This window comes from Pseudarthrobacter sp. NS4 (genome assembly GCF_024758005.1).
GTDB lineage: Bacteria > Actinomycetota > Actinomycetes > Actinomycetales > Micrococcaceae > Arthrobacter.
In genome coordinates, this window is record NZ_CP103288.1 from 2,107,013 (window position 1) to 2,132,132 (window position 25,120).

Here is a 25,120-nt window from a genome sequence, read left to right on the forward strand (position 1 = left end):
AAACACGGGACGTACTTGGGCTGGGTGTCCGCCAGCATTTTCCTCAGCCAGGGCGGCGTTAAGGACAACGCTAAACCTTGTTAGCATTCGGTCCCGGCTGTTGCGGGAAGCCCTATCTGGGAACGTTCTCCGGTCACGATTTTGCGGGCAAAACGGTGGTCATGGCCCACAACCCCGCCACGATGAAACCCACAACCATCAGTACTATGATGGCCCTTCGCAGATGAGCATGGTTAGGGCCATCTGACGCCGAGGGCAGGAGCGTGTCCTGATGCCGCTGCGGCGTGGTGCGGGAGGAGAGGGGTCAGGGCCTCTTTGAATTGGTAGCGACCAAGCTTCCAAGTAAATAAAGAGACCCTGATATGCCCAATGCTACTTCCTGCCCGGGCGGGCGCTGGTGCGAGCGGGCAGACGCGCTTCTTGGTGTCGACGGCATCCACGTCTGCTCGGTCACGGCGGTCGGGACCGGCCTGGTTCTGCACGTTGAAACATCCGAAACTCTTAGCGGGTGTCCGGACTGCGGTGTCGTCGCGGTCGGGCATGGCCGCCGGCAGGTCCGGCTCCATGACACCCCGTGTTTCGGGCGGCCGGTGCGGTTGCTGTGGGCCAAGCGTGTCTGGCGCTGCCCGGATCCGGACTGCCGAAGAACCACGTTCACCGAAGAGCACCCGTTGGCCGGGCCACGGGCGAAACTGACCGCCCGCGCGGCGGCATGGGCGACGGATGCGCTGCAGCGTTTCGACACCTCGGTATCGGCCCTGGCCCACCAGCTCGGCGTCTCCTGGCACACAGCCTGGGACGCCATCAAGGCAGAGGCGACCCGACGGATCGCAGCGACCGGCCGGCTGACAGGGGTGAACGCGCTCGGCGTCGATGAGCATGTCTGGTCCCACACCGGTCCGCCGGGATCCGGAATGGTGACCGGGATCGTGGATCACACCCGCGACGAGAAGGGCGTGGTGCATGCCAGGTTGCTGGACCTCGTCCCGGGCCGGTCCGGGAAGGCCTACGCCGACTGGCTTAAAGACCGCGGCGAGGAATTCACCGCCGGCGTCAAGACGGCAGCGCTGGATCCGTTCCGCGGCTACGCCAACGCCATCCGCGACGAGCTGCCCGAAGCGATCACCGTCCTGGACGCCTTCCACGTCGTGAAACTGGGATCGGCCATGGTCGACGAGGTCCGCCGCAGGGTCCAGCAGGAGACCCTGGGCCACCGGGGCCGCAAGGGAGATCCGCTCTACGGTATCCGGCGGACTCTGCAGACCGGCGCGGAACATCTGACCGAGAAGCAGGCCGCCAGGCTCGATGCGAAACTCACCGCCGGGGACCACGGCCACGAAGTCACCCTGGCCTGGCAGTGCTATCAGAAGCTACGGAACATCTACCACTCCCGCCCGGAACGCGGCAGGGGGCTCGTCAACGAGGTCATCGCATCGTTCCCGTCCTGTCCGATCCCGGAAGTCGCCCGGCTCGGTCGAACACTCAAACAATGGAAGGCCGCGATCCTGGCCTACTTCGACACCCGCGGCGCCTCCAACGGCCCCACAGAAGCAATCAACGGCGTCATCGAAACCACCCGCCGTATCGCCCGTGGGTTCCGTAATTTCCCCAACTACAGACTCAGATGCCTACTTGCCGCCGGCGGCCACCGACCCTACCGAATCAAACAGACGAACCATGCCTAAATGCGAAGACCCACTATGATCCAGCCGAAGATCCGCCATAAGTTATTGCCATTGCCATTTGTCACCTTTGCCCCCAATTCAATTACTTCTCTGACGCTGCACGGTGCCTAAAGCGTAGAGGGTAGAGCGTCCTAGCGATTTTCCAGGATTATTGTTGCGGCCACCAAACGTCCCAAAAGCTGGTCCAGCCGAGGAACCTCCACAGGACAGTGCAAGTGCATTTCGCTGGGGCATCAGCCTTCTTGACGGAGAGTTCTCCCGTCGTTGCTGGCTACGCTCCTCGGATCGTCAGAACTCCACCCCAAATAACTAAGAGCAGCCCAACCAAGGTTATGACCAAGGACATTTTGCGCCTCGTATCATAAGGTTCCCCCTTCACCCGAGGCTTCCTCGCACCATATGTTGCAGCACCAACGCCGATTACGACACCAACGATCACCAGGACGAGATTCATGGGTTCAAACCCTCCCACAGGTGCACCCACTAGCAGCGCGGTCACCAGTAACTATTTGAGGAACCCTTACGGGGACGCCTGATGGGCATTCATCCGGACACGGCGAGGCCGACGAGAGCGACAATAACCAGCACGAGAATGACTAGCAGTTCGGGGTAGACGAGGAAGAACAAGCACACCCGCTGCAACAGGGAGTTTCCTCCGTGTTCACGGTCCTCCTGTCCAGTGTCTTCGTGGAGCAAACTCCTCCTCCTCCTGGTGGGTCTCGTGTCGCTGGGTCGGGACTTTCACACTCACCGTACCGATTTCGATTCTGAAGAACTACGGCATGTGCACACCGTACGACGTCGCTCAAGTTTGCAGGTGGTGCTCGCTGCCTTCGAGCGGAGGATCACTGACGATAGGGCGTGAAGTGCAGGTTTTTGGTATGGCGTGTGCGGACTGCATCTCGGTGGGGGCCGCTGACAATGCTGCCGTCGGTGTCGAGGAGTTCACTGGCACGTCGGGTGATACGGATGGTTCCGCCACGGATAAGCAGGTGCTCCAGCACTCTCTGAGCCTCTTCAACACCGTCATCTTCGTAGTCCCCTCCAAAAGTCCACCATCCTAAGTCGGGTCCGTTAATGACGACAACGAAGCCGCTGGTGATGAGGACCTCGAACGGTATGGCGCCGCGACGATGAGGTGTGACAGTGACAGTCCGGTCGAACTCAGCTTGTTCCGTTGAGACGGTGGCTTCGCCGTCCTCTCCTACTAGGGCAATGAGCCGCGCAACGAGAACATCTCCTGAACTCGGAGCGAGCAGCTGCCGCACGTGATACTTCTCAAGCAGCGCCTTTGCTTTCTCGAGGTCGGAGTTCCAATCGAGTTCCCACCGCTGGTGGGGGTGCCGCGAGTACGGACCAGGCTCGACATCAACGACGAGCCATTGCTCACCGACCACGGACAGCTGGCCAACTCTAAACGTGGGAAGCCGATGGCTGTAGGGAGCGATCAGTTTTTCTTCGACAGCATTGCCGAAAAGTTGCCGCGCTCGGGTGACCAAGCTGTCAAAAGCTGCATGATGAGCGTCAGGTATTGGAGGCATATGAGTATTCTTGCCGACCTCGACATGCGTGTATCCAGGTCTTTGGATGCACGTTGTTATGAGGCCCATTCCCCGGAGGACGACGTGTGCATATAAACCGAACCTCTAACGGGCCAGCGACGGTTCAGCTACGGCCCAGCGAATCGGCTTCACTGGCAGCGCGATCTCTTTCGGCCTGCTTAGCCGCAATGATGCCGTCTCGTGTCGCCGCCCGGATGACTCCATAAAGGACGTAAAAGAAGATGGCCGCGAAAACGACCGGTAAGACGATATCCATGATTCTTCCCCCCAAGGATTCAGCTGCCCAGAAAGGACTTTGCCAGCCTACTTCAGGTGCAAAGCAAGTGGCCTGTTGCTCCCGAGCCGAACCTCTTACGGTTCGTTCAGACAAGTTCGAAGCCGAGGACGAAACCACCCGCAAACAACGCTGCCCCAATGCCGACCAGAGCCAGCGAGATTAGCGCAGCGAACGATGTCCGCAGGAGTCCATTCCGGTACTTCCTCGGAGGGCGGAGTTGCATCAACTGTGACTTTTGGCGATAAATGGCGGCTTTTTCACAGCGCTATTTGGCGCTTGATGCAGCCGGCAAGGGGATGCCTCAGCGGACGCTTTCTCGGGCGGGTCCAATGCGGCAGTGGGGCTGTGGTCCCCGGTTTGTACGTTGGAGTGAATCCGGTGCCCGTAGGCCTTTCCGCCTACGGTCGACAAGGGCCGGATCGCTCATGCCTTAGACCAGCGCGTAACCCGTTGCGTACCAAGCGAGTGTGCAAGCGTCTCCTTTGGACGGTGCAGCCGATACACCTTGTCAGCTACGCCGACTGTCGCGGGTAGTGCCGGGTTCGGCGGCGGCGATACCAGGCCTGGCTCATGAACGTGTCATCGAGAAGAATTCGTCCCATGCTCAGTCCGAAGATGCGGTGAACCTGCTTCAGCGCGGCTTTGAAAGCACTGTGTCGATGCTCGTCTGGGCCGTAGACATCGTTGATGCTTCCCATTCCACCCCGCAGGAGGCTGCCGGTCATCAAATAGATTCCGCGACGTTCTTCTTTTGACGCAGCGACCTCGAGTCTCCGTGCCGTAGCGCCAAATCCCCCGGCCCAGTATCGGCCGGACGTGTTTTCAAACGCCTCCAGCGAGGCACACAGCACATCCAGCGCGAGGATACCCGCCGTTTGGTCATCAGATTTCCAGCCTCGTCCTCGTCCCATACCCCTCAGGCTAAATCACGAAATCTCGGATTCTTCACCGCGGGCACTGCACAACGCTGCTCAGGCCAGTTGCGGAGTAACACTTGGATGCTGCATCGGGAGAGGCAAGGTCACTTACCGCTTGGAATCACAGTCGTTCAGGTTCTTTCGGCGGAAGGGGGCGCATTCGTCAAGAGCAGGATGCGCCTGCGTTGACCGCTGGGGAAGCCGCCCGTGAGCCGGTCCAGCCGAGGAACGATAAACGAGACGGCTGGCACATTGCCGCGGGCGAACAACTCTCAGGAGACGTTGCCGTCCATTCGTTTGTGCCTGACGATGCCCAGCACCAGCAAAATTACTCCGACAGGGATCAACGCCAGGGCCATATAAAACAACGCCTTATCAGTGGGACTCGTGGCTACGATTTGCCGAAACAGCTCGGGACTTACCGCCGGATCTACGTCGAGACCCAGATCCTCGAACCACATATAGCGAGCAAAGGAAGATGCTCGGAGAGTGGCTGCGACTGTAATCCCGACAAGCGCCAGCACACCGCCAATGACCGCAATGACGTGATTTTTTGCGATTGAATTTGTCATTGAAAACCTCCCCCAGGTTGATGGCTACGACGCTACCTTCCCGCCGGCCCTTGGGGAATCGAGCCGCGGATGATGCCCGGTCCTCGGCTACTCGCTGTGTCAACGAAAGGAACCCTGAACGGCATCAATGAAGGCGCGCCTGGCCTTGTGGTGCCGACTGGTTGACGTGATCATTGTCCATCTGTTGACGTTGCAAAACATTGTGTTTCTCCTCAACGAAGTAGGCCAGCATGCCCGGTCAGGAAGATGCCGCGAAGAAGCCGATGCACCGAGTTCCTGCCGTTCCAAGGTGGCATTATCCAGGACTAACAATCCTCTTGGCTCTCGTTGGCGTGATCGAACTTGGACTTGCCATCGCGTCCACCAGAGACGGCGACTTCAACGTTTGGGCTCTCTTGGCGGCCATGACAGGATTCTTCACTGTGCTGTTTGCGCCTGGATGTGGCGCCAACAAGTCCTCGACGCGCGTGACCATCAGGACGGACAGGACTAGGCGCCCGAGAAGGACACAGCTTCAGCACCTTTCGAGGACGAAACCTTTCCATCTGCTGTACCGGTTTCAGGAACCATAAGCGGGAGGATGGGAACGCCGTGATGGCGAGTAGCGAGGGGGCAGTAGTCCGCTGGAAGTTCCCAGAGCGGCCAATCACTGACACACTCGGTGAATGCTCACTCAGGACGTGCTAGATGCTGCATTAGAACGAGCCGACGCCCTAAAACGACGTGATGGTGAATCTTTAGGTCGCTTACTACATCCGAAGTTCTGCTGGATCTCACACAAAGGAGACCAGTTCGATCGCGATGCTTACCTTCGATCCAACCTAGAGGGCCAGAACACCTGGCACAGTCAAATTCTCGAACAGCCCAGTATCACGATGTTTGATACCACCGCCGTTCTTACCTGCATCGTTACAGACGACGTATCAACGACGGCCGGCAGGAGCCGCTACCGAATGCCCATGACTCAAGTCTGGATCCATGAAAGTGGCAGATGGCTGCTCGCTGCTGGACATGCAGGTCCGCGCCTCTAGCTTCGCCAGGGATCTGCGGGTCGGGTTGGGCGGTTACGTTTGGGGGAACCTTTCGCGGGACGCGTTCCAGAGACCTCGCTGGTGCTTTTAGTCAGGCGGGCGTCACGCCGGGGTGTTCTGGGCCGGCGACGGTGTGGGTATGGAGCTATTGGACAGATGCGCCGTTCTCGTAGACGGCTTTCACCTCGTACGTGACATCGGGATTGCTGGTCTTCACGTCGAAAGAGACTTGTCCTGGTGACAGTTGGATTGACGAGAGTGTGCGCGTTGTAACCGACGAGCCTCACTTTGGACAGTTGGTGGAGTCACGTCTCGGTCGGGCCGCCGACTTCTGTGTGCTGCTGGCCTTCTTTGTTTTCGTTGCCGGCTGGGGTGGTTTGGTATTCGTCGTATCCGGGCAGGTAGTCCGTGGCTGGGCGGTAAGCATCGTCCTGCTTGCTGTCTCGCTCGTGCTTGTGATCATCCGGGCCGCCAAGCGCCGGCGGTCCGGGCCCGGGACAACAAAGCAGGGGCGCAGCGGTCTGGGCACGTGGGCGCTGCGCCTTATGGTGCTCGTGGCTGGAGCGGGTGGTCTACTCGGAGCGCTTGGCGACCTCGGGTTCGATGCCACCTACCAAGTGCTGGAGCCGCAGGGGCCGGGCGGTTGCCGGGCCGCCGTCCGGGAGACGTCGTTCCTAATGTCCGGCGGCGGAGAAGTCTTCGCCGTAAGTGCTGTCGGGATTGGCTGGCGGATGAGCGACTGGACCGCCGACGACGGCTACCGTCCGATTGCTGCGGGCTCATACACCTTGCAGTGGAGGTCTGACTCAGGGATTCTCGTCATTGGCGGGTCGGCCACCGATCCGGTTTGGCCTGCGATCCACGAAGTAAGCTGCCAGTTGCGCTAGTCGGTCGCGAGCCACCTCGTTCCTACGCTTGACACGGCTGTCGTACTGTCCCGCTGGCAAGGTTTGTTGATGGTGTCGATGCTCGCCCATACCCTCCTCACCCTCTCCCGGGCCCCGGCGATGGGGGACCCAGCAGGTCACAGCAGTGACAACCAGCTCATAGTGCTGAGCCTGCCGAGATCCGGCTACTGCTTGTCCTGCTGATCTGTCCCCGACCACCGCCGCCCCAGACCGTCCTGGATCGTTCCCGTCGGGGAGGAGCGACCTGCCTCGGTCCCTCCATGGCAGGTAAGCACTGACACCGCCAGAGTTCCAGAAGGGCATTCGGTGGGGCAGGCGGGCACGTCGAGTCTGCCGTGGAAGCTCAAGCGCGGCACTTGTGTCGAGTTCCGGGACGCATAGGTGCCGCGAGGGGTCATCAGGTCATATCTCCGCGGTCAGCTCTCTCGCGGCCTCGACGGCAATCTCGATCGTTCGTGCCGCTAGCGGGGAGTGGGTACGGCCGGCCCGCCAGAGCAGGAATATCTCACGGGAGGGGAGTTTCGGCCGCAGCTCGTGAGTGCGGAGTCGTTCGTCGTGTTCGACATCGGCCGCGTGGACGACGAGGGAGGGCAACACGGCAGACCCCAGCCCTGCCCGCACCATCGATAAAAGGGTGTCATCACCGCCACATCGGAACACAACCCGCGGGTTCGCGCCGCCACGTGCGAGTGCTTGCTCCATCCGGGGCTGGTCGCAAACGAGCGGGTACGCGACCAGCGACGCATCGTCGAGTTGGTCCACCCGGACCGGGCCCTCCGGAAAGGAGCCCGGGCGGGCCACGAGGACATACGGATCCTGGAACAGTTTGAGGTGCTCGACATCGCCGTCGAGCACACCGTCGTAAAACAGCAGGTCGAGATCGCCGAGCGTTGGCAGCTGGCCGGGCACCTCCTCGGTAAGCCTGATGTCGCATCCCGGCCGCTCATCCAACAGCCGACGCACAACGATCGGCAAGATCGCGTTGGACATGCTTTGAAAGATGCCGATGTCGATCCGACCAGCGCCAGCGTGGAAACGGTCCATGGCGTCGGCCAGCGCCGCAGCCTTGTACAGGAGCTCGCGCCCCTGCACGAGCACAAGGGTGCCGAGCGGGGTGATCCGCACCGGCTTCGGGCCGCCGGGCCGATCGAACACCGGACCGCCGACGGCCTTCTCCAACGCGGCGATCTGCTGGCTCACGGTCGATTGCGTGTAGCCGAGCCGCGTCGCCGCGCGACCGAACGACCCTTCCTCGACGACGGCCACCATCGCGGCGAGGTATCGCAACTCCATATCAGTCACGCGTCCCAGCCTAGCCAGAGGATGTCGATTTACGATCGACTTGATCAGAAACTATCGCTATTCGTGATAACGTTCGGGCGCTAGCGTAATTTCCATGAAATCGACTGCCGCCATCGCAGCACCAGTGCTCACCAGGAGCCGGCCGCTCTTCTTGGCCGGCGCCTTGGGGATTGTGTACGTCGTCTGGGGATCGACATATCTGGCGATCCGTATCATGGTCGATGAGGTGCCACCCCTGTTCGGCGCGGGAACTCGGTTTCTGGCGGCAGGCCTCTTGGTCGCCGCCGCGCTGGCGTTGCGTGGTGGCTTGCGTGGATTGGCCCTGACCGGCCGACAATTTCTGGGGTGCTCCCTGCTAGCGTTCATGATGCTTGTGTTGTGCCAGGGGATGGTGGCCACCGCCGAGGCCGGCGGAGCCGCGTCGGGAATCGCCGCCTTGCTGATCGCTGCGGTGCCGCTATGGGTGCTCTGCTACCGGGCCCTCGCGGGCGAACGGCCCACTCGTATAACGGTGGCGGGCGTGCTCGCGGGCTTTTGCGGTATCGCTGTGGTGGTCACTGCAAGCGGGCTCGGTGCCGCCTTCCCATTCTGGACGGTCGCGGCCCTTCTCGTGGCCGGGCTGTCCTGGGCATTCGGCTCCTGGTACCAGCCGCGGATCGAACTACCGCCGGACCCGTTCCTGATCACGATGTACGAAATGCTCGTCGGTGGCGCGATACTTACCGTGATCGGACTTGTAGGTGGCGAGCGATTCGACCCGTTGACCTATTCCACCCGGTCCTGGGCCGCATGGGGTTACCTGGTCGTGTTCGGGTCGATCCTGGCGTTCTCTGCGTACACCTGGCTACTGCAATCGGCGACTATCTCGCTGGCCACCAGTTATGCCTACATCAACCCGCTGGTGGCGGTGTGCTTGGGCTGGTTGATCCTCGCCGAGCCGATCACGATGCCGACCCTCGTCGGCGGCTTAATGGTGGTGTTGGCAGTTGCGGTTGTCGTGCGTTCCGAAGTCCAACGATGAGGGAGAGATCCAGGGTGAGCACTTTCGTATTAATCCACGGCGCGGGAGACGGCGGCTGGTACTGGCATTTGGTGGAAGCCGAACTCCGGGCGCGCGGGCACGACGTGGTGGCACCCGACCTTCCAGGTGATGATGAGTCCAAGACTCTCGCGGACTACGCCGACGCCGTAGTCGAGGGCGTAGGCGGGAGGCAGAACCTGGTCGTCGTGGGTCAGTCATTCGGTGCGTTCACCGCACCGATCGTTGCCGATCGGCTGTCCGTCGATGTGTTGGTTCTGCTGGCCGGGATGATCCCGTCACCGGGTGAATCGCCGGACGAGTGGTGGGAGAACACCGGCTACCGGGCCGGGGTGAAAGAGCAGGCGGAGCGTGATGGAGGTTTGACGGGGAACGCGGATCCGTACGTCAGCTACTACCACGACGTGCCGCGGGAACTGGCCGAGGAGGCGATGGGTAAAGAGCGTGCACATCCATCACGAGCCGCGATGGACACTGCCTGGCCGTTGGAAGTGTGGCCGGACGTGCCGACGAGATTCGTGCTCTGTAGGGAGGATCGCTTCTTCCCGCCCGAGTTCTTTCGCCGGTTGGTGCCGGAGCGGCTGGGGATCACCCCGGACGAAATCGCTGGCAGCCACTGTGTCGCTCTGAGCCGCCCCGCCGATGTGGCGGACATGTTGGAGGGATACGCGGTGGCCGCGGACATGAGGAAAGCGGAGTGACCACAGTCCTCGTGGCTGTGACAGGTTTGGATGGCCGGGTTCCGGGGCAGAGACGATTCTGAGTGGTGGGCTTGCGAATCAGCAGACGGTCCCCAGCTTTCCGACGAGGCTGTGGATTGGATCGAGGCTGTCGCCAACGACGAGGGGCCCACTGCTCCGGCTGACATCTTCTCCCGCGGCCCGCTGTGTGTTCGGTAGACGGAACGGCAAAAGCCAACTTTGAACTGTGATTTGACCGCCATTCGGATTTACAGTCACAGCGGGGGAGTGTCCCACCAAGGGTGTCCCAGTTCTAAGGAAGTGGAACACCCCTAATCGTCTGGCCAGCCAGGCTGCAGTTAGGGGACGTTCACCGCGCAAGAAGCCGTGCGGGGTTTACGGGCACCTCGACCCCCGGGCTGGCCTAGGCAAGTGTTCGAAATCTTTGTGCCCGTCAACCGACCGGCTTACGGGCGCCCCATGAGGGACACTTCCTGGCGCTAGAGTTCGGTCCATGATTGTTTGGCTCAACGGCACCCACGGGGCGGGAAAGACGACGACGAGCGCGCTCGTGCAGCAATTACTGCCTGACGCGCGCGTCTTCGACGCTGAGAAGGTCGGTGAGGTGCTCATGGACATCAAGCCGGGGCTTCCTGCAACGGACAACTTCCAGCACTGGGAGCCATGGCGACCGCTCGTTGTCGAAACCGCTCGGCGCGTGCTCGGGTACACCGGAGGCACACTCGTGATGCCGATGACTGTCTTGGTCGAGAGCTACTGGCGGGAGATCAGCGATGGTCTTACCGAGCACGGCATACCGATCCAGCATTTCGTGCTCCACGCCGACCAGGCCACGCTCCGCGACCGCATACAGAACGACAAAGACCTCGGCCCCTCGACGTTCCGCTTCGCGTACTTGGAGCCATATGCTGAGGCAGCCCGTACCTGGCTGCACGATGAAGGCGAGGTCATCGACACCACACACATCACAGCGAACCAAGCCGCACGCCAGATCGCAGATTCGGTGCTTGGTCGTTGAGAGCGCCGATCGTCGGGCAGGCAGGGTAGGGTCCGAATATGGCCGCAGCACCACCGGGCGTTCAAGACCGCGCCCGCCGCAAGCTGTCAAAGTTCCTCAGACGTTCGAGGCTTGGATTGGGTGAGCCAATTACCGCCCGGAGGGACGAGAGTGGTCGCATTCCGCTTTTCGAACTCACCTGGATCCGGCTTGACGACGACACATGGCGCATTAGCGGAGTCGAAGACCATCAACTCGATTACAATCGTTGAGTGCCGAGTGTTCTTCACTCCGGGCGAGGACTGCTATCTGCCGGGGATCGTTACGGCGCTTCAAAGCCTCATCACACCTGAGCAGGCGAAGGCTAGACGCTTCTTGAAGCAGCATGTCGCTCAGGTAGTCATCGGTCCGCGCATTGGCGCGTCAGGCCCGATCTTTCACTCGGGACGCCTCGAAATGGACAACGGGTTGGGCCTTGGCATCTTGCTTGGCAGCGATCTGGTCGCGATGGATTACATCTACGGGATTGCCCTACACGAGGACGACGATCGTCTGGCGCGCCTAGAGAACGTATGGCTCGAATCCGCGTTACAAGCTGTCGTCTACCACTTCAACGACCTCCTGCACGTGATCGCGAACGTTCGTGCTCAGGTCGAACATGATCTTGAGATGGGCTACTTCGAGCTTAAAACTTGATCGATCGCCCCGAACAGTCTTCGAACCGTCGGGCATCGAACCTGCCGTTGAGGGATCGTAATGCGAAATGCGATTTTCGGCTTTAATGCGATTCTTGAGCATGCGACGACCACAGATGGACCACCAGGTTCCCGAGCCCACGGCCGAGGACCTGGAAAGAACTGCCAAACTCTTGCGTCACGTCGGCGGCCAAAACGTCGTTTGGGGTGCACAGCAATCCCTCGACGTCTGGGTAATAGAGCAGCGCGCCAGACTCGATCAGCGGATGTCCGAGCGAATTCGCACTGCCTCGTGGGCCCTCGTCGCGGCGACCGTCGGCCTGGTCGTATGCACTGCCGGTCTCATTTGGGCGACCCTGGCTGCCTGAACCGGCAGGCGCGGCCAGTGATGTCCGGTAAAGGATCCCGGGCTCCCCTGTTACGACGACCCTCCGAGACCGCCCAGCGAGTACCGGATACCGAGGAATCCAAGCTCAACGCACTTTTGCGGCGATGCAGCCCTGTCAGCGGTTGTCCTTCCGAAGGTCCCAGCCCACTCCACACTCACCGCATGGTCGCTGTCATTGGCCCGTCCGTACTATGGAGGCGTGACTGATGATGCAGCGGCCGGAATAGCCGCGAATCCCGTGAAGGCCGTGGCGGACGACATGCCCGCCCCGCAGGTGCTGAACAACATACTGCGGACGGTGATGCATCCGGCCTTGAAGGCCGAGGGCCTGCGGCGGAGCGGCCGGACGTGGCGTGAGGGCGACGCTGACCGAGGCTGGGTCCTGATCCAAGTTCAGGGCAGCAAGTTCAACACCCGCGAGCAGGTCGAGCTGACGATCAACACCAGCGTGTGGCCTCCGGCGACCTGGGAGATGAGCCGAGACGTCTCTGGCCACGAAGAAGCCCTGCCGTATGTCGCAGGGGGAAACCCGTTCTTCGCTCGACCGGACGTCATCGCTCCCGAACGGCCGTCGGCGGGCGAGTGGTGGCAGCTCAACTCGGGAACCGACGTCGATGCACTGGCCACGGAGCTTGTCGAGTTCGTCCTGAACGATGCTCTGCCCTGGGCCCGACGACACCGCGACCCGGACCAGGCCGTGAAAGCCCTCCACGCTAAGGGCGGCCTCATCTGGGCCATCGCGATACTACGCCGGACGGCGACAGGATCAGCACAACTGCGGGACGTCGTCGAGGAGTTCACGTCCAAGTGGATCTCCGACCCCCGCCCGATCACGCTGCGACCGCACCTGATCCGGTGGCGCCAGGAGACGGGGCTTCCCGAAGTGCCGCTTCCCGAGATCTGGTCGCCATCCATGAGCACCCGTCTCGTCACCCAATTCGGCTCCCCAGAAGCCGCTCGCGCCGCCGGACACGGGATCCACATGTACTCCTGGGACGGGCGCACCTGGCAAGACCGGGGCTAAACGCAACCCGCTAGCCGTCCGTTCTGAAGGTCTCACCTGCCGGCCAGTCCGCGACGCAGAGCCTGTAGCGATCTACGCCGCCTGGCTCCCCAACGCTCCACCAACTAACATCACCGTCCTCATCACCTCTACCTCTGACTCATCCCACCGGAAGTGCGCAAAGGGATCCGTTACAGGCCACTAGGGGTGACATCTAGCACTGCGAAAATTCCGCCAACTATCGCTGCGGTTCACATGCGGTCCGCCTCCAGGGCAGTCTTACGAACGGTGGGTTGTGAACGTTGAATGCTCCGATGCTCTGACGGGTTCATTTCTCCATCAGTGCGATGATCGCGGCCGCTACCGGGGTGTGTCTGTCGGTTTGCTGGTCATCCCAGCGACCAAGGAGGTGGAGGGTCACCATTCTGAACACCAGCGCTCGAAGGAGGAGCTGCCGCCAGTGTGAAATACCGTGGGTATCGGAGAGTGCGTCGAGCGGATAGCCGTGCCAGCACGCGGCGTCGACTACTGCGATTGCTGCCCCGAGTCCTGATGGCCGCCAGTACGGTGCCCAGTCAATAACCGCTGGCGGGCGTCCTTCTGCAAACAACACGTTCCCGAGTAAATCGCCGTGGATGACGTGGGAAAGACTGTCCACAGGGAGGTAGTGCGCAACCAATCGTTGAAGCAGCCTGTCATCAGGTACAGGCATCTCACCCCACGCTATCCGGTCAGCGTTACTCCACGGATCGTCGGAGGAAGCGATGAAGGCCGGGCAGGGGAGCCCAGCGATTGCACGGTGAAAGGCTTGTCCCGCGCGCACGACGTCCCGGACGCGGGTCTCGTCCGCGGCTCCAGGAATCCATTCGATGGCTTGCCAGCCATCGTGCACCCAATTACCGCGGTAGTCGGGTATCGGCCGCGGGACTGCGAAACCTTCAGCACCGTCGATTTCTGCCAGAACATCGGATTTCCAGCTGGCCTCTTCAGTGTCGGCCGTTGGGCGCACCACAATCTGCCCGGATCGCCAGGTCAGCCCTCGTCCGCCGGCTAACTGTTCCGGAGGCTCAGACGCACCGAACGCTGCAAAAACCAAGGGTGGGGGCATTAGCGACGCATTGGTTGGAACCATTCGTCCAGTATGCCTACCTAGACTGCTTCCACCGGTTTGTCGGCCCTGATGAGGAAGCGCTGGCTGCGAACTTCGAACCTACCAGTTTTCGCGATGTGCTCGTGGATGCGCCAGAGATGCTCACGGTGAACGACGGCATCGAAACCCGGTGCTTGCCATGGAATCGCACGCAGCTGATATACGACTGCTCCCACATCGAGAAAACGCGTTGATATGTTTGCTTCGCTCACCTGGCAGTTGACGAATCCCGCTCGGGTCAAGGTGTCTCGTAGGTCCTGGGCATTGACCGGTGCACTGGAGATGACGGATGCCGGAATCCCAAGCGCTTCGTTGAACTCGATGTCGTTTCGTCCTCCAACCTGCTGCGTCAGCAACTTGCCCCCGGGGATCAGCACCCGGTAGAACTCGTCTAGATTCAAGTAGCCGTGGCGGTTGAGGACTAAATCGAAGGATGCATCATCGGCCGGCAAAAGCTCCGATGTGCGTTCTCTTACTTCTACGCCAAGGGCTTCGAGACGCTGAGTGCTTACGGGAAGGTTCGGTTTGTAAGGCTCTACAGCTACGCTCCCGCGCGGAGGCTTGAAGGATGCGAAAATTTCCCCGCCGCCTGTATCGATATCCAGCGTCCGGTGGGCACTGAAGACTAAGCCCGACGCAATCTGTTGGTAGTCCCAAGGGAGAGAGCCACCCAGGGTACGACCATTGAGAAAACTGAAATCCCATCCTTCTAAGGGAGTGAAATTGGCGGCTTCAACGAGGTCGTCGAAAAGTTGGCGGTGTGATGCTGACACGTGATTTTCCTTCAAAGTTCTAAGTCAGCGCTGATCAGCCGCTCACATGAATGAGCGGCCTGCCACGCGTGCGCCAGCACGGATTGGGTGGCCCGCAGCGCCAGAAGAATTGGCCAACGGGCTAGCTACCTCGTCGCATCACGCCCTTAGTCTGGCACGCTGGGGCGAGTGGCGCACCCACAGAGGGTTACTGTTCTGAACCCGGGCGGCAGAACGTAAGAGACCTGATACTGACGAACCCTGTCCCTGCTGCAGGGGCCGCGAGTTAACGCCAGAGCCATTTGAGTGCGTCAGGGAGCAGTGCGCCAGCGTGATTTGGGCTGTGGCCGCCATCGCCAAGCACGAGCCGGAAGTCGTAGCCGGCCTCGGCGAGGGCAGCAGCGACACGAAGGTTATTGGCGAGCCAATTATGCTCGGATTCGTTCCAGCGCAGATCGCGATGGCCTGCCTGCAGCAGAACGCGTAGAGGCTTAGCGGGAGTGGCTGGGATCAGTTCGGGATACGGGTTGCCGCCGGGCATCTGGGTGAAGCTCGAAAGGAAACCGATGACGCGGCGGAACTTGTCCGGGCGCAGCCACGCAGCTGTGAAGGCACAGTTTCCGCCGCTGCTGCCCCCGCAGATACCCCATGCATCGGCGTCGTCAGAAATCGTGTACCAGCCGGTGACCTGAGGCATGATTTCGGTCAGCAGGAAGGAGACGTATTTGTCGTCGAAGGCGTCGTATTCGGCGTTCCGGTTCTTCGGCTGAGCTGCGCCGACGAAAACTCCCGGGTTCACGAAGACGCCAATCGTCATCGGGATGGCGCCGCTGTGAACGAGGTTGTCGAGGACGATCCCTGCCCTTACCTCGCCCTCGGGGTCGAGGTACCACCAGCCGTCCTGGAACACCAGGACCGAAGCTGGTTTTGTTGGGCTGTATCCCGCTGGTACGTGAACCCAGAACTTGCGCGATGTGCCGGGGTAGATCTTGCTCTGTGACCACTCAAATTCGATAGTCTCGCCGGCTGGAACGCCGGGTTGAGGATCTGAGTCTGGGCCGCGGAGATATCGAACATGGGACTGATCGACCGGAAGTGGCTGATAAGGCACGTCGATGGTCATGGACGCAGCCTAAGAGACCGAGCGAATGTTGTCGAAACGATCAAGGACATTCGTAGACGTTCTGCACGTAGCTCGGTGTCTCAAGACCTCCGCGCCTCGTAACCCTAAAGTTTCAAGGCGGAGCCCGCGCAGACCGAAGGTCCAATACAGTGGAACGAATGACGGGCGAGCAACCAAAAACTAAGAGCGGCTGGGTGAGCGTGCCCAATGCCAGAATCTACTGGGAAGCTACGGGGGAACCTGCTGGCATGCCAGTCCTGTACCTTCACGGTGGCCCTGGCAGCTCCCTTGGCCGCGGCGGTTACCGTAAACGCCACGACCAGACCCGGTTCTGGGTTATCGGCCTTGACCAGCGCGGTTGTGGCAAGAGCATCCCCGTCATCCAGGACGATTTGGGCCATCTGTTTGAAAACACGACGCAATCCCTGATCGATGACATCGAAGCCGTGAGAACGCGCTTAGGTGTAGAGAAATGGATTGTCACGGGCGTCTCTTGGGGAAGCACGCTCGCCCTTGCCTATGCCCTGAAGCACCCCGAGCGGGTCCTCGGCATCGCATTGGTAGCGGTGACAACAACCAGCCGGGAAGAGATCCAATGGATCACGGAAGACGTCGGACGTATCTTCCCGGAAGCATGGGCAGAGTTCTCAAAGGCGGCGAAGGCAGCACCTGGAGAGCGCCTCGTGGAGGCTTACGCCCGCCGGCTGGCGGGCCAGGACCGGGAAGACGCCCGACTGGCTGCACTGTCATGGGACCGGTGGGAATCCACGCACATATCGCTGGATCCCAGCTGGCTTCCTGGTCCGCTCTTTGAGGACGAGCGAGAGCGCATGACATTCGCTCTACTCGTTACGCACTACTGGGCCAATGACGGATTCCTAGTCGACGATCAAGAGATCATCCCGCGGATTCACAAGCTCAACGGCATCCCGGGCTACCTTATCCACGGCAGGCGGGACATCAGCGGCCCCGCCGTCACCGCCTGGCGGCTGCACCAGCGTTGGGAATCCAGTCAGCTCGTGGTCGTCGAGGACGAAGGGCACGGTGGACCTGCCTCCATGGCGGAGCTGACGAAGGCAGTGGAAGAAATCGCGGCACTGGGCGGCGCTGTGCCGAGTGCCCCATAGAAGGTTTCGCCTGAGGGCGGCCGACTCCTTCTCTAGCTCAATTCGGTGTCTCAAAACTCTCCCGTCCCAAAAACAAGGGTTTCGAGACGGTCCAGTGGATCCAGTTGGGGGACCCTTCACCGAGACGGTGACTAAGTAGGAGTTCGAGGTGTCGGGGGCGGGGTATGCCGAGGGTAGTCCTTTCACTGGCTGCTCAGGGGTGGTTAGCTGTAGGACGCGCTGATCGTGCGGATTGATCCGTTCATTGTGATGTGTCCGCCGTAGGGCAGGATCCACTGTGGGCGGGTATGGCCGAACGGCACCGCGATGCAGATGACGGCCTCGGGGTTGTACCGGGTGACCTCCTCGATGACGGCGTCCCGCTGGGCGGCGCGCAGCCGGGTGCGTTCAGCGGTGTCCGGCCGGTGGTCGAAGGTGCTGGTTGGTGGCCTGGCGACAAGAACGCCGTGGACCGCGTTGAGGATGCCCCGCTCCCCGAGGGAGCGGAGCCAACGCTTCACCCAGTCGGCGGGTGGGGTCAGCTCACTGGTTTCCAGCAGCAGGATGGACCCGTGCAGGTCCTCAACCGGCGGTAGACGGTCTGCCAAGGCGAGCTCGTCGATGACCTCTAGGCATCCGCCCCAGGTGCGTCCGGATACTGATCGCTCCGGCCCGGCCCATGTCCACGGTTCGGTGGGCTCCCGTTCTCCGAAGTCGACGAGGGCTTTGGGGTTTTGCCAGTCACGGCCGAAGTCCTCGGATTCACCGGGATCGGTGATGGTGAGCTCGCCGCCGTCCATCAGGGCAGCTTTCAGGGAGGCGAGGTGGACTTCGTCAATGCTGGGGCCTGGGCCGAGGTGTACCTGGGTGGAACCACCGTAGACCGAAAACTGAATCCAGGAACGCTGACCCGGAAGTAAGCTGTGCCCAGATAGCAGCGAAGTTGAGGACTACCCCTGTAAACAGCCCGTGGGTAATCGGAGCGACCCTTACACACAAGGAACGAGTATGTTCGACATCTATAAGCGCGAGTACAAAGATCCACTCTTGGGGCTCAAATACGTTGCTGACCCAGATCGTCTGGTTACGTTGCAAAGGTTAGCCGGGTTGGCACATCGCCCCGGAGCCGCCTTCAAAATGACTGTCGGGGAGGCAGTAATTCCCTTTGAAGTTACCGGTGACATGTTGACTGATCCGGAAACTGGGCATGAGTTCATTCTCCGACGGTTTGAGTCCTTCGGGGCGAGCCCTACCGCAAAACTCTTGGGACAGATTGAGCCATACGAGTTCTCTGATGAGGAGACAAGAGCAAGATTCCTCTTGCTTGCGGCTGAGGCGCTGATTGTCTTTGGTTGGAGCTACGACGGCTTCTCTCAAGACGAGGGCTTCATCCGCGTAGATATAGGCGGACGAACACTGACTCTCCGAGACATTGCCCATCCGTAAAGCAAGGCGCGCCTACAGTTCGAGTTGAAGTGCCCTCGGCTCAGGGGATTGGTTGTTGATGCGCTCTAAGGTTGGATGATGGGGAACGAAAACGGACGCTCGGATCACGACAAACACCAAGACGATGCCAGTGAACCTGACTCAGTTGCTCAAATAAGGGCCAGCTCGAACTGGCATGCCTGCCGCCATCTGTACCGCGGATGGACTCGGGAACAAACCATCGAACGAATGCAATCCGTCGCACCAGGTTTCCCACTCGAAGCCTATGAACGGGAACTCACCCGCGCGATGGAAAGGGCAGAGAAAAACAGGCAAGACGGTCTCCGGCGCCGGCAATTGGAAATTGAGGAAGCTAAGAAACTAGATGTGCTGAACGCAGTATTCCTCCTATACCTCCTCAATACGAGATACGGCAGCCACTACGTCCAGGATGGCTTGGGCTATATCGACATACAGCACGAACTCGACAGCACTTTCTCGTCACAGGAGATCGAAGCGGCCAAGCACAGAGCGGACGACGTTATCAAATACGCCTCGAACCTAGTATGGCGCTCCTGGGATGGCCCCCACTTAGAAGAACTGCGAGCAAAGTTTCCCGAGTACAACGACAACAACCTTTCAGCCGCTATCGGGCACGCGTACTGGCTCAACCGATAGCCGGTCCCTGTGAAGGATCCTTCAGCGTGCGTCTTTGCATCGGGCCACAATCGCAGCCTGGGACCGCTGGCCGGAAGCCTTCCTAACGTGTGATTCCACCACGTCGAAGCCTGCTGCGATCAGCTGGCCGCTGAGGTCATCTACAGACCACCGGTACGCCGGGGCGACCGCATGAGCAAACTTCTCGACTACGGGGCCCTCAAAGAATCCGATAAGAAGCGTGCCATCGGACCTGAGTGCGCGGTTAAACTCGAGCAGGGGGACTCGGATCGTGTCGGGCTCGTGATGAATGAGGGAGTACCAGGAGAGAACCCCGCCAACGGAACCATCTACGGCATCGAGGGTGTTGAAGCTGCCGATCGTGAATGGCACCTCGGGATACGTGCCCCGGGCACGCTCAATGAACTCGGACACCAAATCCGTGCCGCGGGCAGGAAGCCCCAATTCCGCGAGAAAGTTCGTCCACTGACCCGGGCCGCAACCAGCATCGATGACGCTACCCTCGATCCCGCTGGCCCATGTCGATACAAGCTGACGATCTGAAGGGTGCACTGCGCTCATCGAGCCGAAGTGTTCGATGTACTCCGCTGCCCGGCGTGAGTAAGCGTCGCTGACCTCGATGACCATGCGATCGAGTCTATGCACGTCTGGAGGATGCCCGTCAGCCGATCCTCCATCGTGCGACTCCGAGGAGCTGGAGATTGGTGATTGGCGATGAGATGAGTCGCGCCGACTTAGATGCCTTTGATTTCGTAGTGTCGATCAATTTTCGCGGTTACCCTGCCCCATTCGCTTTCGGCGACTCGCAACTGGTGCGCTCGGAACGACTCAGCATCCTGGAACTGCTCGTCAACCTGCCAGATCAGCGGGTTTTCGGTGACGACCACCTCGAAGAACATGCACCCTTGCTCAGCGCGCGTTAGCTCGATGTGCACTGGGAGGAACTCTGCAACGAGCGCCGCCTCGTTCTGATTGCCACAGACGAGTTGGCCGCTAAGGAAGACGTTACTCACAGGGCCATCCTTGCACCGCTCGACGCAGGGCTTACAACGTTTGGTGAAAGCCGGCTATCAGGCGCCAAAGGGGTGACATTTAGCGCTGCGAAAAAGCCGCCATTTATCGCTGCATTCACACTGGGAGCGATGCTCATGGATGTCTCACGAACGGTCGTTCATGAGGCGCTGCACCACAGGGAGCCAACGTACGCTTCGATCGCATTGGCGGCAAACGGTCGGTCCCTTTCCCTTAGCCTGTCCATCATTGGGTTTTCAAGGCTATTGCCGGCCCTTCATTCTCTGCTTGGTCGTGCTGGCCAGAACGGGAAAAACTAAGGGGTTTCGGGACGTAGCAGCGGTCTTCGGACCAGTCTCGGGGCGTCCGCCGCGGGACGGGCGCCCAGCGGAAGCGATGGTCTATTCGCCTGTTTTCCTGGCGATAATCGTGTACGTACACGGCACGAGGTCACGTTCGGCATCCGGCCACGCGAAGCCTCCTTCCACCTGCACCATGCGGGGTGCGAACTTCCAAGGGATCGTCCTGTCCTCATCAACATGGAGAATCTGCAGCCCCGCCGTGATGAGAGAGTTGATGATCTTGGACAGTGGATGCGCCCATTGGTAAGTCGGCGAATGAGCCACCTTGCCGTCTCCCGCATAGGTCGACTCGTCATCCCATAGCTGTGCCTCGCCCTTACCGAAGTACGGATAGCGGAGTTGCAGTCCATCGGCGTGCTCATCGACGCTGTAGAGAGCGGGGTGCCCGTCTCGGATGTAAAACGTTCCTCCGGCCCGCAGGAGCCCTGCTACCTGGCCCGCCCACCGATCCAGGTCAGGCAGCCAGTTGATGGTGCCGATGCTGGTGTATACCAGGTCGAAGTCACCGTTGACGGCGGCACGGGCATCCAGAACATCGGTCTCGACCCACGTTGCCGCGATGCCGAGGCGTTTGGCCAGGCTGGCTGCCGAGGCCAAGGCGCGAGGGGAGAAGTCCACGCCGGTGACTCGGGCCCCCGCCCTGGCAAGAGAGAGCGTATCTGTGCCGATGTGGCACTGAAGATGACAGACATCCAGACCCGAGACCGTGCCTTCGCGGAGGAATGGCGCGAGTGCAGCCAAGTCCGTCCTGACGACGCTGGTCAGGTGATTGGGATCGTCCAAGTCCCTGACCCCATAGGCTTCTTCATGCAGCGGGACCCTGTCTTCCCAGTTGTCGAGGTTGCTCGCGCGTGCAGAATCCCAGTCGACCTCAATGCGGTTGTCAGCCATGCGAGCGAGTCTACAGCGTTGTATAGACCGGTCCGCCAAGAGCGGCAACCTCCCGGAGCGACCTGTACGCGGTACTAGCTCGGTGTCTCAAAGCTTTCCCGTCTCGAATCGCTAGTGTCTTGGTCCGAACGGGTTTCGACACGCTGCGTTTAGACGGGGATCCCTTATCAAGCCAGCTACGAGGCTGGCGCACAGCGAGGCCGCCTTGATTTTGGGCTCAAGGCATTTATCGGCATAGGAGAGCTTCATGGGCAAGTTCTGCGAGACGCCAATCGCATGACTCTTCGTGCGCCGTGATGGTGACTACTGCATTCTGTGTCTCATCGATGACCACATACTGTCCATACCTGCCGTCCAGCCGCCAACACTCACCGGGCCCATCCCACGCCCCGAGCCCGTAACTTTCAAAAGGCGGACCACCGCCGGTCTGAAACCACGAGGCGTGCATCCTGTTCACCCATCCTGAGGCGACGAGCTGCCGGTTCTCCCAGCGTCCGCGGTCGCGTAGCAGACGCCCGATCCGTGAGAGTTCTTCTGTACGGAGTTCCAGACCACTCCCCCCGACGATCCAACCCAGCGGGCACCGGTGCCATTGCGGGTTATGGATGCCCAGCGGGTCAAACAAACGGGGCATGAGCCAGTCACGTACATCGCCTGCAACAGAGCCGAGCATTCGCATCACAACATAAGTGCTCGCATCGCTGTACTGGAAAAGTGAACCAGGGCCGCGACTTGGCCTTCTCAGCATCTCCTGGGCCAGATCTGGCCAGGACACCGGTTGGTCGGCGAACCATTCGAAGTTAATTCCGCTAGACATCGACAGCAAGTGTTGAACCGTTACTGTCTCTACTCCGGCCCCAAGCTCCATCATGGGCAGCAATTCCGGCACCGTGGAGTCAAGCGAAAGCAGGCCCTCATCAATTGCCATCCCAATCGCAAGTGCGCATACACCTTTTGCGGCTGAGTAGATATTCTCCCGATCATCGCTGCGCCACCGATGTTGCGCAGACTCTTCGCTTATCAGTACGTGCACGCCATAGGCGCCGAGCTTCTCTTCGTCAACAGCGGTGACGAAGCGCTCAAGGACAGGAAGGGCGATGGACATCCAAACAGTCTCTCAGTCAGGTGTAGATCACAGCGGTAGTTGGTGGGGTCAACTGTAGAGAGCGCTGATCGCGCGGGTTGATCCGTTCATTGTGACGTAGCCTCCATATGGCAGGATCCACTGCGGACGGGTATGGCCGAAGGGTGTCCCAATGCAGATGACGGCCTCCGGGTTGTACCGGGTGACTTCCTCGAGGATGGCGTCCCGCTGGGCGGCCCGCAGGCGGGAGCGTTCATCGGGCTCCGGCCGGTATTCGAAGTTGCTGGTTGGTGCCCTGGCGACGAGCACCCCGTGGACCGCGTTGAGGACGCCCCGTTCCCCAAGGGAGCGGACCCACCGCTTCACCCAGCCGGCAGGTGGGATCAGCTCACTGGTCTCCAGCAGCAGGATGCACCCGTCGAGATCCTCAACCGGCGGTAGACGGTCTGCCAAGGCGAGCTCGTCGAGGACCTCCAGACATCCGCCCCAGGTGCGTCCCGACACGAGCCGCTCCGGCCCGGCCCATGCCCACGGCTCGGTAGGCTCCCGTTCTCCGAACTCGACGAGGGCTTTGGGGTCGCGCCAGTCATGGCCGAAGTCCTCGGATTCACCGGGATCGGTGATGGTGAGTTCACCGCCGTCCATCAGGGCAGCTTTCAGGGAGGCGAGGTGGACTTCGTCGATGCTGGGGCCAGGACCTAGGTGTACCTGGGTGGAACCACCGTAGAAGCCGGCGATGCCGTGGGACCAGAGCCAGTTCAGCAGGTTTGTGTTGTCGCTGTAGCCAATGGAGATCTTGGGGTCTGCCCGGGCGAATTCGGCGTCCAGATGAGGGATGACCGTGATCTGGTCATCACCGCCGATGGTGGCGAGGATGGCCCGGATGGTTGGGTCAGCGAAGGCCGCGTTGAGATCAGCGGCGCGGTCTTCAGCGGTTGCACCGAGTTGACGGGTCGTGGGGAATTCCACGGGCACCAGACCGGTCGCGCCGACGAATCGTTTTATGGCTTGCTCGTGAACTGCAGGAGCAAAGCCGGGAGCTGCGAATGATGGTGACAGAATCGCCACCCGATCGCCCTTACGAAGTTTCGGTGCCGGCACGATGGATCCGCATTTTTCCATCCCGCCATTCAAACACAATGGCAAAGTCATCAGCTCCGGCACTAAAACGGACTCGCCTCGGCCCGGCAGGGCTCGCCGTCGCACAGCGCTTTAGGAGACTCACGGGCCGCTCTACGTGGGTCTTGTAATCGTGGGGGTTGCAGTCTCTGTCTTGGGAATCGTCCTGTAAGCGGTAGGCGGCGGTGCGCGAAAGTAGATGCGAAAAGGCCAGCGGCGGGTACAAAGGTAGGAATGGAAAATCTAAACCTACGCAAGCACACACTCTTGCCCTGGACCTTGCGTTCGGGAGCGCAAGCAGATGTCCTGCAGTGTTCAGAGCTATGGATGAACGCCATCGCCCTTCGAGACGGCACACCGAACAATGTTCGAATGAGAGACCGAGCGTTGGTAAAGCTAGGTGCCGCGGGAAGCATTCTTCAGGTCGCGGAAACTGGCGCGGATATTCAGGGATTCGTGTTGGCAACGGAAAAAACCGCTCCTGACCTCGGCAGGACAGCCCACCTGTCATTGCTGGCGGTAAAGCCCGCTTACCAAGGAATGTATGGCAAGCAGCAGCGGGTCCGCATCCAAGGATGCGGACCCGCTGCTTGTAAACATCCTGCTGCTTACGCCTTCGAGCATGCCACATCGACCGCCGCCTGACCGGTCCTGCCAACGGTGCAGCCTTATCAAGAGGCCAGATAGTAAGTAGCCTTACTAGTGGACGTGGTGTCTAGCAGCGGGCGCCGCGTTCCCTTCATCTGCCCAGCTTCCCCGAGACTGCATGCTCGCTGGGCTCGCAATGGTTTTGCGCTGCGCTTCAACCAGTTGATCGGGCGTCCGCTGGCGCGGCCGGCTGTTGGGCGCTGCCGGTCCGTCGCAGAGCTCCGGCCCGTCATCACCTGGTTGTTTACAAGCGTTTTGTGGTTGCTGTCCTGCGGATTCTAGGCGTCCGCTCCAGCCCGTCTAGCCCCGGTTCCGCAAGCTCCACCGGGGCCTGTGGCGCAGGAATTTCCCGCAGGCGCTCCTTCGTCGCTTACCTCCTGCGGGAATTTCCCACGCCTTGCCCTGCGGGTAGACAGGCCTCCGTCGGCCGCCGAGCAAGCAAGCTTGCCAGCAACCAAAAAACAACTGTGAGTCTTGCAGTGGTTGGTCTGGGACTAGCTGGCAGTGTTGATGCCGGTCGTTCTGCCTGGCGCGTGACTCGAAAAAACAATTGCCCCTTGAGGGTGCATTCCCCCCCGACTTGTCCGCGCTGGGTGGAGCGGCCGGCGCTGACCTGTCCCACGACGGTGGCTTGATTAGAAGCTTGCCCAGCCCCTGCGGTTGTGGCTCATCACAGTATTGCCTCGAAGTGACA

At 60.7% G+C, this 25,120-nt stretch carries 25 protein-coding genes and 1 pseudogene; 13 read left to right on the forward strand and 13 right to left on the reverse strand.

Annotated elements, in window-relative coordinates; all coding sequences use genetic code 11:
* The first annotated feature begins 362 nt into the window (after nt 1–362).
* Complete coding sequence (locus NXY83_RS09860; protein ID WP_258805016.1) at nt 363–1,685, forward strand: ISL3 family transposase; 1,323 nt, start codon at nt 363–365, stop codon at nt 1,683–1,685.
* Between the two features lie 845 nt (nt 1,686–2,530).
* Here the strand turns inward: NXY83_RS09860 and NXY83_RS09865 are convergent.
* The 3 genes from NXY83_RS09865 to NXY83_RS09875 all read right to left on the reverse strand — a co-directional run bounded on the left by NXY83_RS09865 (nt 2,531) and on the right by NXY83_RS09875 (nt 5,013).
* Nucleotides 2,531–3,226, reverse strand: a complete 696-nt coding sequence (locus NXY83_RS09865; RefSeq protein ID WP_258805922.1) for a hypothetical protein — start codon at nt 3,224–3,226, stop codon at nt 2,531–2,533.
* Nucleotides 3,227–4,036: 810 nt separating this feature from the next.
* The gene (locus NXY83_RS09870) at nt 4,037–4,435 is read right to left on the reverse strand and encodes a hypothetical protein (RefSeq protein WP_258805923.1); all 399 of its coding nucleotides are present in this window, start codon (nt 4,433–4,435) and stop codon (nt 4,037–4,039) included.
* A gap of 278 nt (nt 4,436–4,713) precedes the next feature.
* Nucleotides 4,714–5,013, reverse strand: a complete 300-nt coding sequence (locus NXY83_RS09875) for a hypothetical protein (RefSeq protein ID WP_258805924.1) — start codon at nt 5,011–5,013, stop codon at nt 4,714–4,716.
* A gap of 665 nt (nt 5,014–5,678) precedes the next feature.
* On the opposite strand from NXY83_RS09875, the gene NXY83_RS21065 reads away from it, so the two are divergent.
* Both NXY83_RS21065 and NXY83_RS09880 read left to right on the forward strand, forming a co-directional pair.
* Nucleotides 5,679–6,044, forward strand: coding sequence for a nuclear transport factor 2 family protein (locus NXY83_RS21065; RefSeq protein ID WP_397427584.1), 366 nt, complete (start codon nt 5,679–5,681; stop codon nt 6,042–6,044).
* Between the two features lie 260 nt (nt 6,045–6,304).
* Entirely contained in the window at nt 6,305–6,931 is a 627-nt protein-coding gene (locus NXY83_RS09880; protein WP_258805925.1) for a hypothetical protein, read from the forward strand.
* A 423-nt stretch (nt 6,932–7,354) separates the two neighbouring features.
* Here NXY83_RS09880 and NXY83_RS09885 read toward each other — a convergent pair whose 3' ends face one another.
* Nucleotides 7,355–8,245: a LysR family transcriptional regulator gene (locus NXY83_RS09885; protein WP_258806156.1), complete on the reverse strand. Its 891-nt coding sequence runs from the start codon at nt 8,243–8,245 to the stop codon at nt 7,355–7,357.
* 103 nt (nt 8,246–8,348) lie between these two features.
* On the opposite strand from NXY83_RS09885, the gene NXY83_RS09890 reads away from it, so the two are divergent.
* The 6 genes from NXY83_RS09890 (at nt 8,349) to NXY83_RS09915 (ending at nt 13,098) form a co-directional block, all read left to right on the forward strand.
* Nucleotides 8,349–9,275 carry an EamA family transporter gene (locus NXY83_RS09890; protein WP_258805926.1) on the forward strand — a complete coding sequence of 309 codons (927 nt, stop codon included), beginning with the start codon at nt 8,349–8,351 and terminating at the stop codon, nt 9,273–9,275.
* 14 nt (nt 9,276–9,289) lie between these two features.
* Nucleotides 9,290–9,994 (forward strand): alpha/beta hydrolase, encoded by a 705-nt coding sequence (locus NXY83_RS09895; protein ID WP_258805927.1) that lies wholly within the window; start codon nt 9,290–9,292, stop codon nt 9,992–9,994.
* Nucleotides 9,995–10,487: 493 nt separating this feature from the next.
* Entirely contained in the window at nt 10,488–11,012 is a 525-nt protein-coding gene (locus NXY83_RS09900) for an AAA family ATPase (protein ID WP_258805928.1), read from the forward strand.
* A gap of 189 nt (nt 11,013–11,201) precedes the next feature.
* Nucleotides 11,202–11,687 (forward strand): hypothetical protein, encoded by a 486-nt coding sequence (locus tag NXY83_RS09905; RefSeq protein WP_258805929.1) that lies wholly within the window; start codon nt 11,202–11,204, stop codon nt 11,685–11,687.
* 100 nt (nt 11,688–11,787) lie between these two features.
* Entirely contained in the window at nt 11,788–12,054 is a 267-nt protein-coding gene (locus NXY83_RS09910) for a hypothetical protein (RefSeq protein WP_258805930.1), read from the forward strand.
* Between the two features lie 219 nt (nt 12,055–12,273).
* On the forward strand, nt 12,274–13,098 hold the full coding sequence (locus tag NXY83_RS09915; protein WP_258805931.1) for a DUF4304 domain-containing protein: 825 nt from the start codon (nt 12,274–12,276) through the stop codon (nt 13,096–13,098).
* A gap of 307 nt (nt 13,099–13,405) precedes the next feature.
* Here NXY83_RS09915 and NXY83_RS09920 read toward each other — a convergent pair whose 3' ends face one another.
* From NXY83_RS09920 to NXY83_RS09930, 3 genes are all read right to left on the reverse strand, one after another.
* Nucleotides 13,406–14,209 (reverse strand): hypothetical protein, encoded by an 804-nt coding sequence (locus NXY83_RS09920; RefSeq protein ID WP_258805932.1) that lies wholly within the window; start codon nt 14,207–14,209, stop codon nt 13,406–13,408.
* 17 nt (nt 14,210–14,226) lie between these two features.
* Entirely contained in the window at nt 14,227–15,000 is a 774-nt protein-coding gene (locus tag NXY83_RS09925) for a class I SAM-dependent methyltransferase (RefSeq protein ID WP_258805933.1), read from the reverse strand.
* Nucleotides 15,001–15,265: 265 nt separating this feature from the next.
* Nucleotides 15,266–16,102: an alpha/beta hydrolase gene (locus NXY83_RS09930; RefSeq protein WP_258805934.1), complete on the reverse strand. Its 837-nt coding sequence runs from the start codon at nt 16,100–16,102 to the stop codon at nt 15,266–15,268.
* Nucleotides 16,103–16,350: 248 nt separating this feature from the next.
* On the opposite strand from NXY83_RS09930, the gene NXY83_RS09935 reads away from it, so the two are divergent.
* Nucleotides 16,351–17,229, forward strand: coding sequence for an alpha/beta fold hydrolase (locus NXY83_RS09935; RefSeq protein WP_258805935.1), 879 nt, complete (start codon nt 16,351–16,353; stop codon nt 17,227–17,229).
* A gap of 203 nt (nt 17,230–17,432) precedes the next feature.
* Here NXY83_RS09935 and NXY83_RS09940 read toward each other — a convergent pair.
* A pseudogene (locus NXY83_RS09940) lies at nt 17,433–18,092 on the reverse strand (LD-carboxypeptidase); the annotation flags it as partial.
* A 124-nt stretch (nt 18,093–18,216) separates the two neighbouring features.
* On the opposite strand from NXY83_RS09940, the gene NXY83_RS09945 reads away from it, so the two are divergent.
* Both NXY83_RS09945 and NXY83_RS09950 read left to right on the forward strand, forming a co-directional pair.
* Nucleotides 18,217–18,654 carry a hypothetical protein gene (locus NXY83_RS09945; protein WP_258805936.1) on the forward strand — a complete coding sequence of 146 codons (438 nt, stop codon included), beginning with the start codon at nt 18,217–18,219 and terminating at the stop codon, nt 18,652–18,654.
* Nucleotides 18,655–18,882: 228 nt separating this feature from the next.
* Complete coding sequence (locus NXY83_RS09950; protein WP_258805938.1) at nt 18,883–19,311, forward strand: hypothetical protein; 429 nt, start codon at nt 18,883–18,885, stop codon at nt 19,309–19,311.
* Between the two features lie 21 nt (nt 19,312–19,332).
* On the opposite strand, the gene NXY83_RS09955 is transcribed toward NXY83_RS09950, so the two are convergent.
* From NXY83_RS09955 to NXY83_RS09975, 5 genes are all read right to left on the reverse strand, one after another.
* Nucleotides 19,333–19,956 (reverse strand): class I SAM-dependent methyltransferase, encoded by a 624-nt coding sequence (locus NXY83_RS09955; protein WP_309484136.1) that lies wholly within the window; start codon nt 19,954–19,956, stop codon nt 19,333–19,335.
* 89 nt (nt 19,957–20,045) lie between these two features.
* The gene (locus tag NXY83_RS09960) at nt 20,046–20,324 is read right to left on the reverse strand and encodes a putative quinol monooxygenase (protein WP_258805939.1); all 279 of its coding nucleotides are present in this window, start codon (nt 20,322–20,324) and stop codon (nt 20,046–20,048) included.
* 399 nt (nt 20,325–20,723) lie between these two features.
* Nucleotides 20,724–21,575 carry a class I SAM-dependent methyltransferase gene (locus NXY83_RS09965; protein ID WP_258805940.1) on the reverse strand — a complete coding sequence of 284 codons (852 nt, stop codon included), beginning with the start codon at nt 21,573–21,575 and terminating at the stop codon, nt 20,724–20,726.
* 226 nt (nt 21,576–21,801) lie between these two features.
* Nucleotides 21,802–22,680, reverse strand: a complete 879-nt coding sequence (locus tag NXY83_RS09970) for a serine hydrolase domain-containing protein (protein ID WP_258805941.1) — start codon at nt 22,678–22,680, stop codon at nt 21,802–21,804.
* Nucleotides 22,681–22,728: 48 nt separating this feature from the next.
* The gene (locus NXY83_RS09975; protein WP_258805942.1) at nt 22,729–23,781 is read right to left on the reverse strand and encodes a S66 family peptidase; all 1,053 of its coding nucleotides are present in this window, start codon (nt 23,779–23,781) and stop codon (nt 22,729–22,731) included.
* Between the two features lie 231 nt (nt 23,782–24,012).
* On the opposite strand from NXY83_RS09975, the gene NXY83_RS09980 reads away from it, so the two are divergent.
* Nucleotides 24,013–24,423, forward strand: a complete 411-nt coding sequence (locus NXY83_RS09980) for a hypothetical protein (protein ID WP_258805943.1) — start codon at nt 24,013–24,015, stop codon at nt 24,421–24,423.
* The last annotated feature ends 697 nt before the right edge of the window (nt 24,424–25,120 follow it).

Coding starts and splice junctions, on each gene's coding strand:
- NXY83_RS21065 (WP_397427584.1), top strand. CDS start 5,679: ATGCTCACTCAGGACGTGCTAGATGCTGCATTAGAACGAGCCGACGCC.
- NXY83_RS09935 (WP_258805935.1), top strand. CDS start 16,351: ATGCCAGTCCTGTACCTTCACGGTGGCCCTGGCAGCTCCCTTGGCCGC.
- NXY83_RS09950 (WP_258805938.1), top strand. CDS start 18,883: ATGCAATCCGTCGCACCAGGTTTCCCACTCGAAGCCTATGAACGGGAA.
- NXY83_RS09865 (WP_258805922.1), bottom strand. CDS start 3,226: ATGCCTCCAATACCTGACGCTCATCATGCAGCTTTTGACAGCTTGGTC.
- NXY83_RS09930 (WP_258805934.1), bottom strand. CDS start 16,102: ATGACCATCGACGTGCCTTATCAGCCACTTCCGGTCGATCAGTCCCAT.
- NXY83_RS09965 (WP_258805940.1), bottom strand. CDS start 21,575: ATGGCTGACAACCGCATTGAGGTCGACTGGGATTCTGCACGCGCGAGC.
- NXY83_RS09970 (WP_258805941.1), bottom strand. CDS start 22,680: ATGTCCATCGCCCTTCCTGTCCTTGAGCGCTTCGTCACCGCTGTTGAC.
- NXY83_RS09920 (WP_258805932.1), bottom strand. CDS start 14,209: ATGGTTCCAACCAATGCGTCGCTAATGCCCCCACCCTTGGTTTTTGCA.
- NXY83_RS09910 (WP_258805930.1), top strand. CDS start 11,788: ATGCGACGACCACAGATGGACCACCAGGTTCCCGAGCCCACGGCCGAG.
- NXY83_RS09900 (WP_258805928.1), top strand. CDS start 10,488: ATGATTGTTTGGCTCAACGGCACCCACGGGGCGGGAAAGACGACGACG.
- NXY83_RS09885 (WP_258806156.1), bottom strand. CDS start 8,245: ATGGAGTTGCGATACCTCGCCGCGATGGTGGCCGTCGTCGAGGAAGGG.
- NXY83_RS09870 (WP_258805923.1), bottom strand. CDS start 4,435: ATGGGACGAGGACGAGGCTGGAAATCTGATGACCAAACGGCGGGTATC.
- NXY83_RS09945 (WP_258805936.1), top strand. CDS start 18,217: ATGTTCGACATCTATAAGCGCGAGTACAAAGATCCACTCTTGGGGCTC.
- NXY83_RS09875 (WP_258805924.1), bottom strand. CDS start 5,013: ATGACAAATTCAATCGCAAAAAATCACGTCATTGCGGTCATTGGCGGT.
- NXY83_RS09980 (WP_258805943.1), top strand. CDS start 24,013: ATGGAAAATCTAAACCTACGCAAGCACACACTCTTGCCCTGGACCTTG.
- NXY83_RS09860 (WP_258805016.1), top strand. CDS start 363: ATGCCCAATGCTACTTCCTGCCCGGGCGGGCGCTGGTGCGAGCGGGCA.
- NXY83_RS09975 (WP_258805942.1), bottom strand. CDS start 23,781: ATGGAAAAATGCGGATCCATCGTGCCGGCACCGAAACTTCGTAAGGGC.
- NXY83_RS09890 (WP_258805926.1), top strand. CDS start 8,349: ATGAAATCGACTGCCGCCATCGCAGCACCAGTGCTCACCAGGAGCCGG.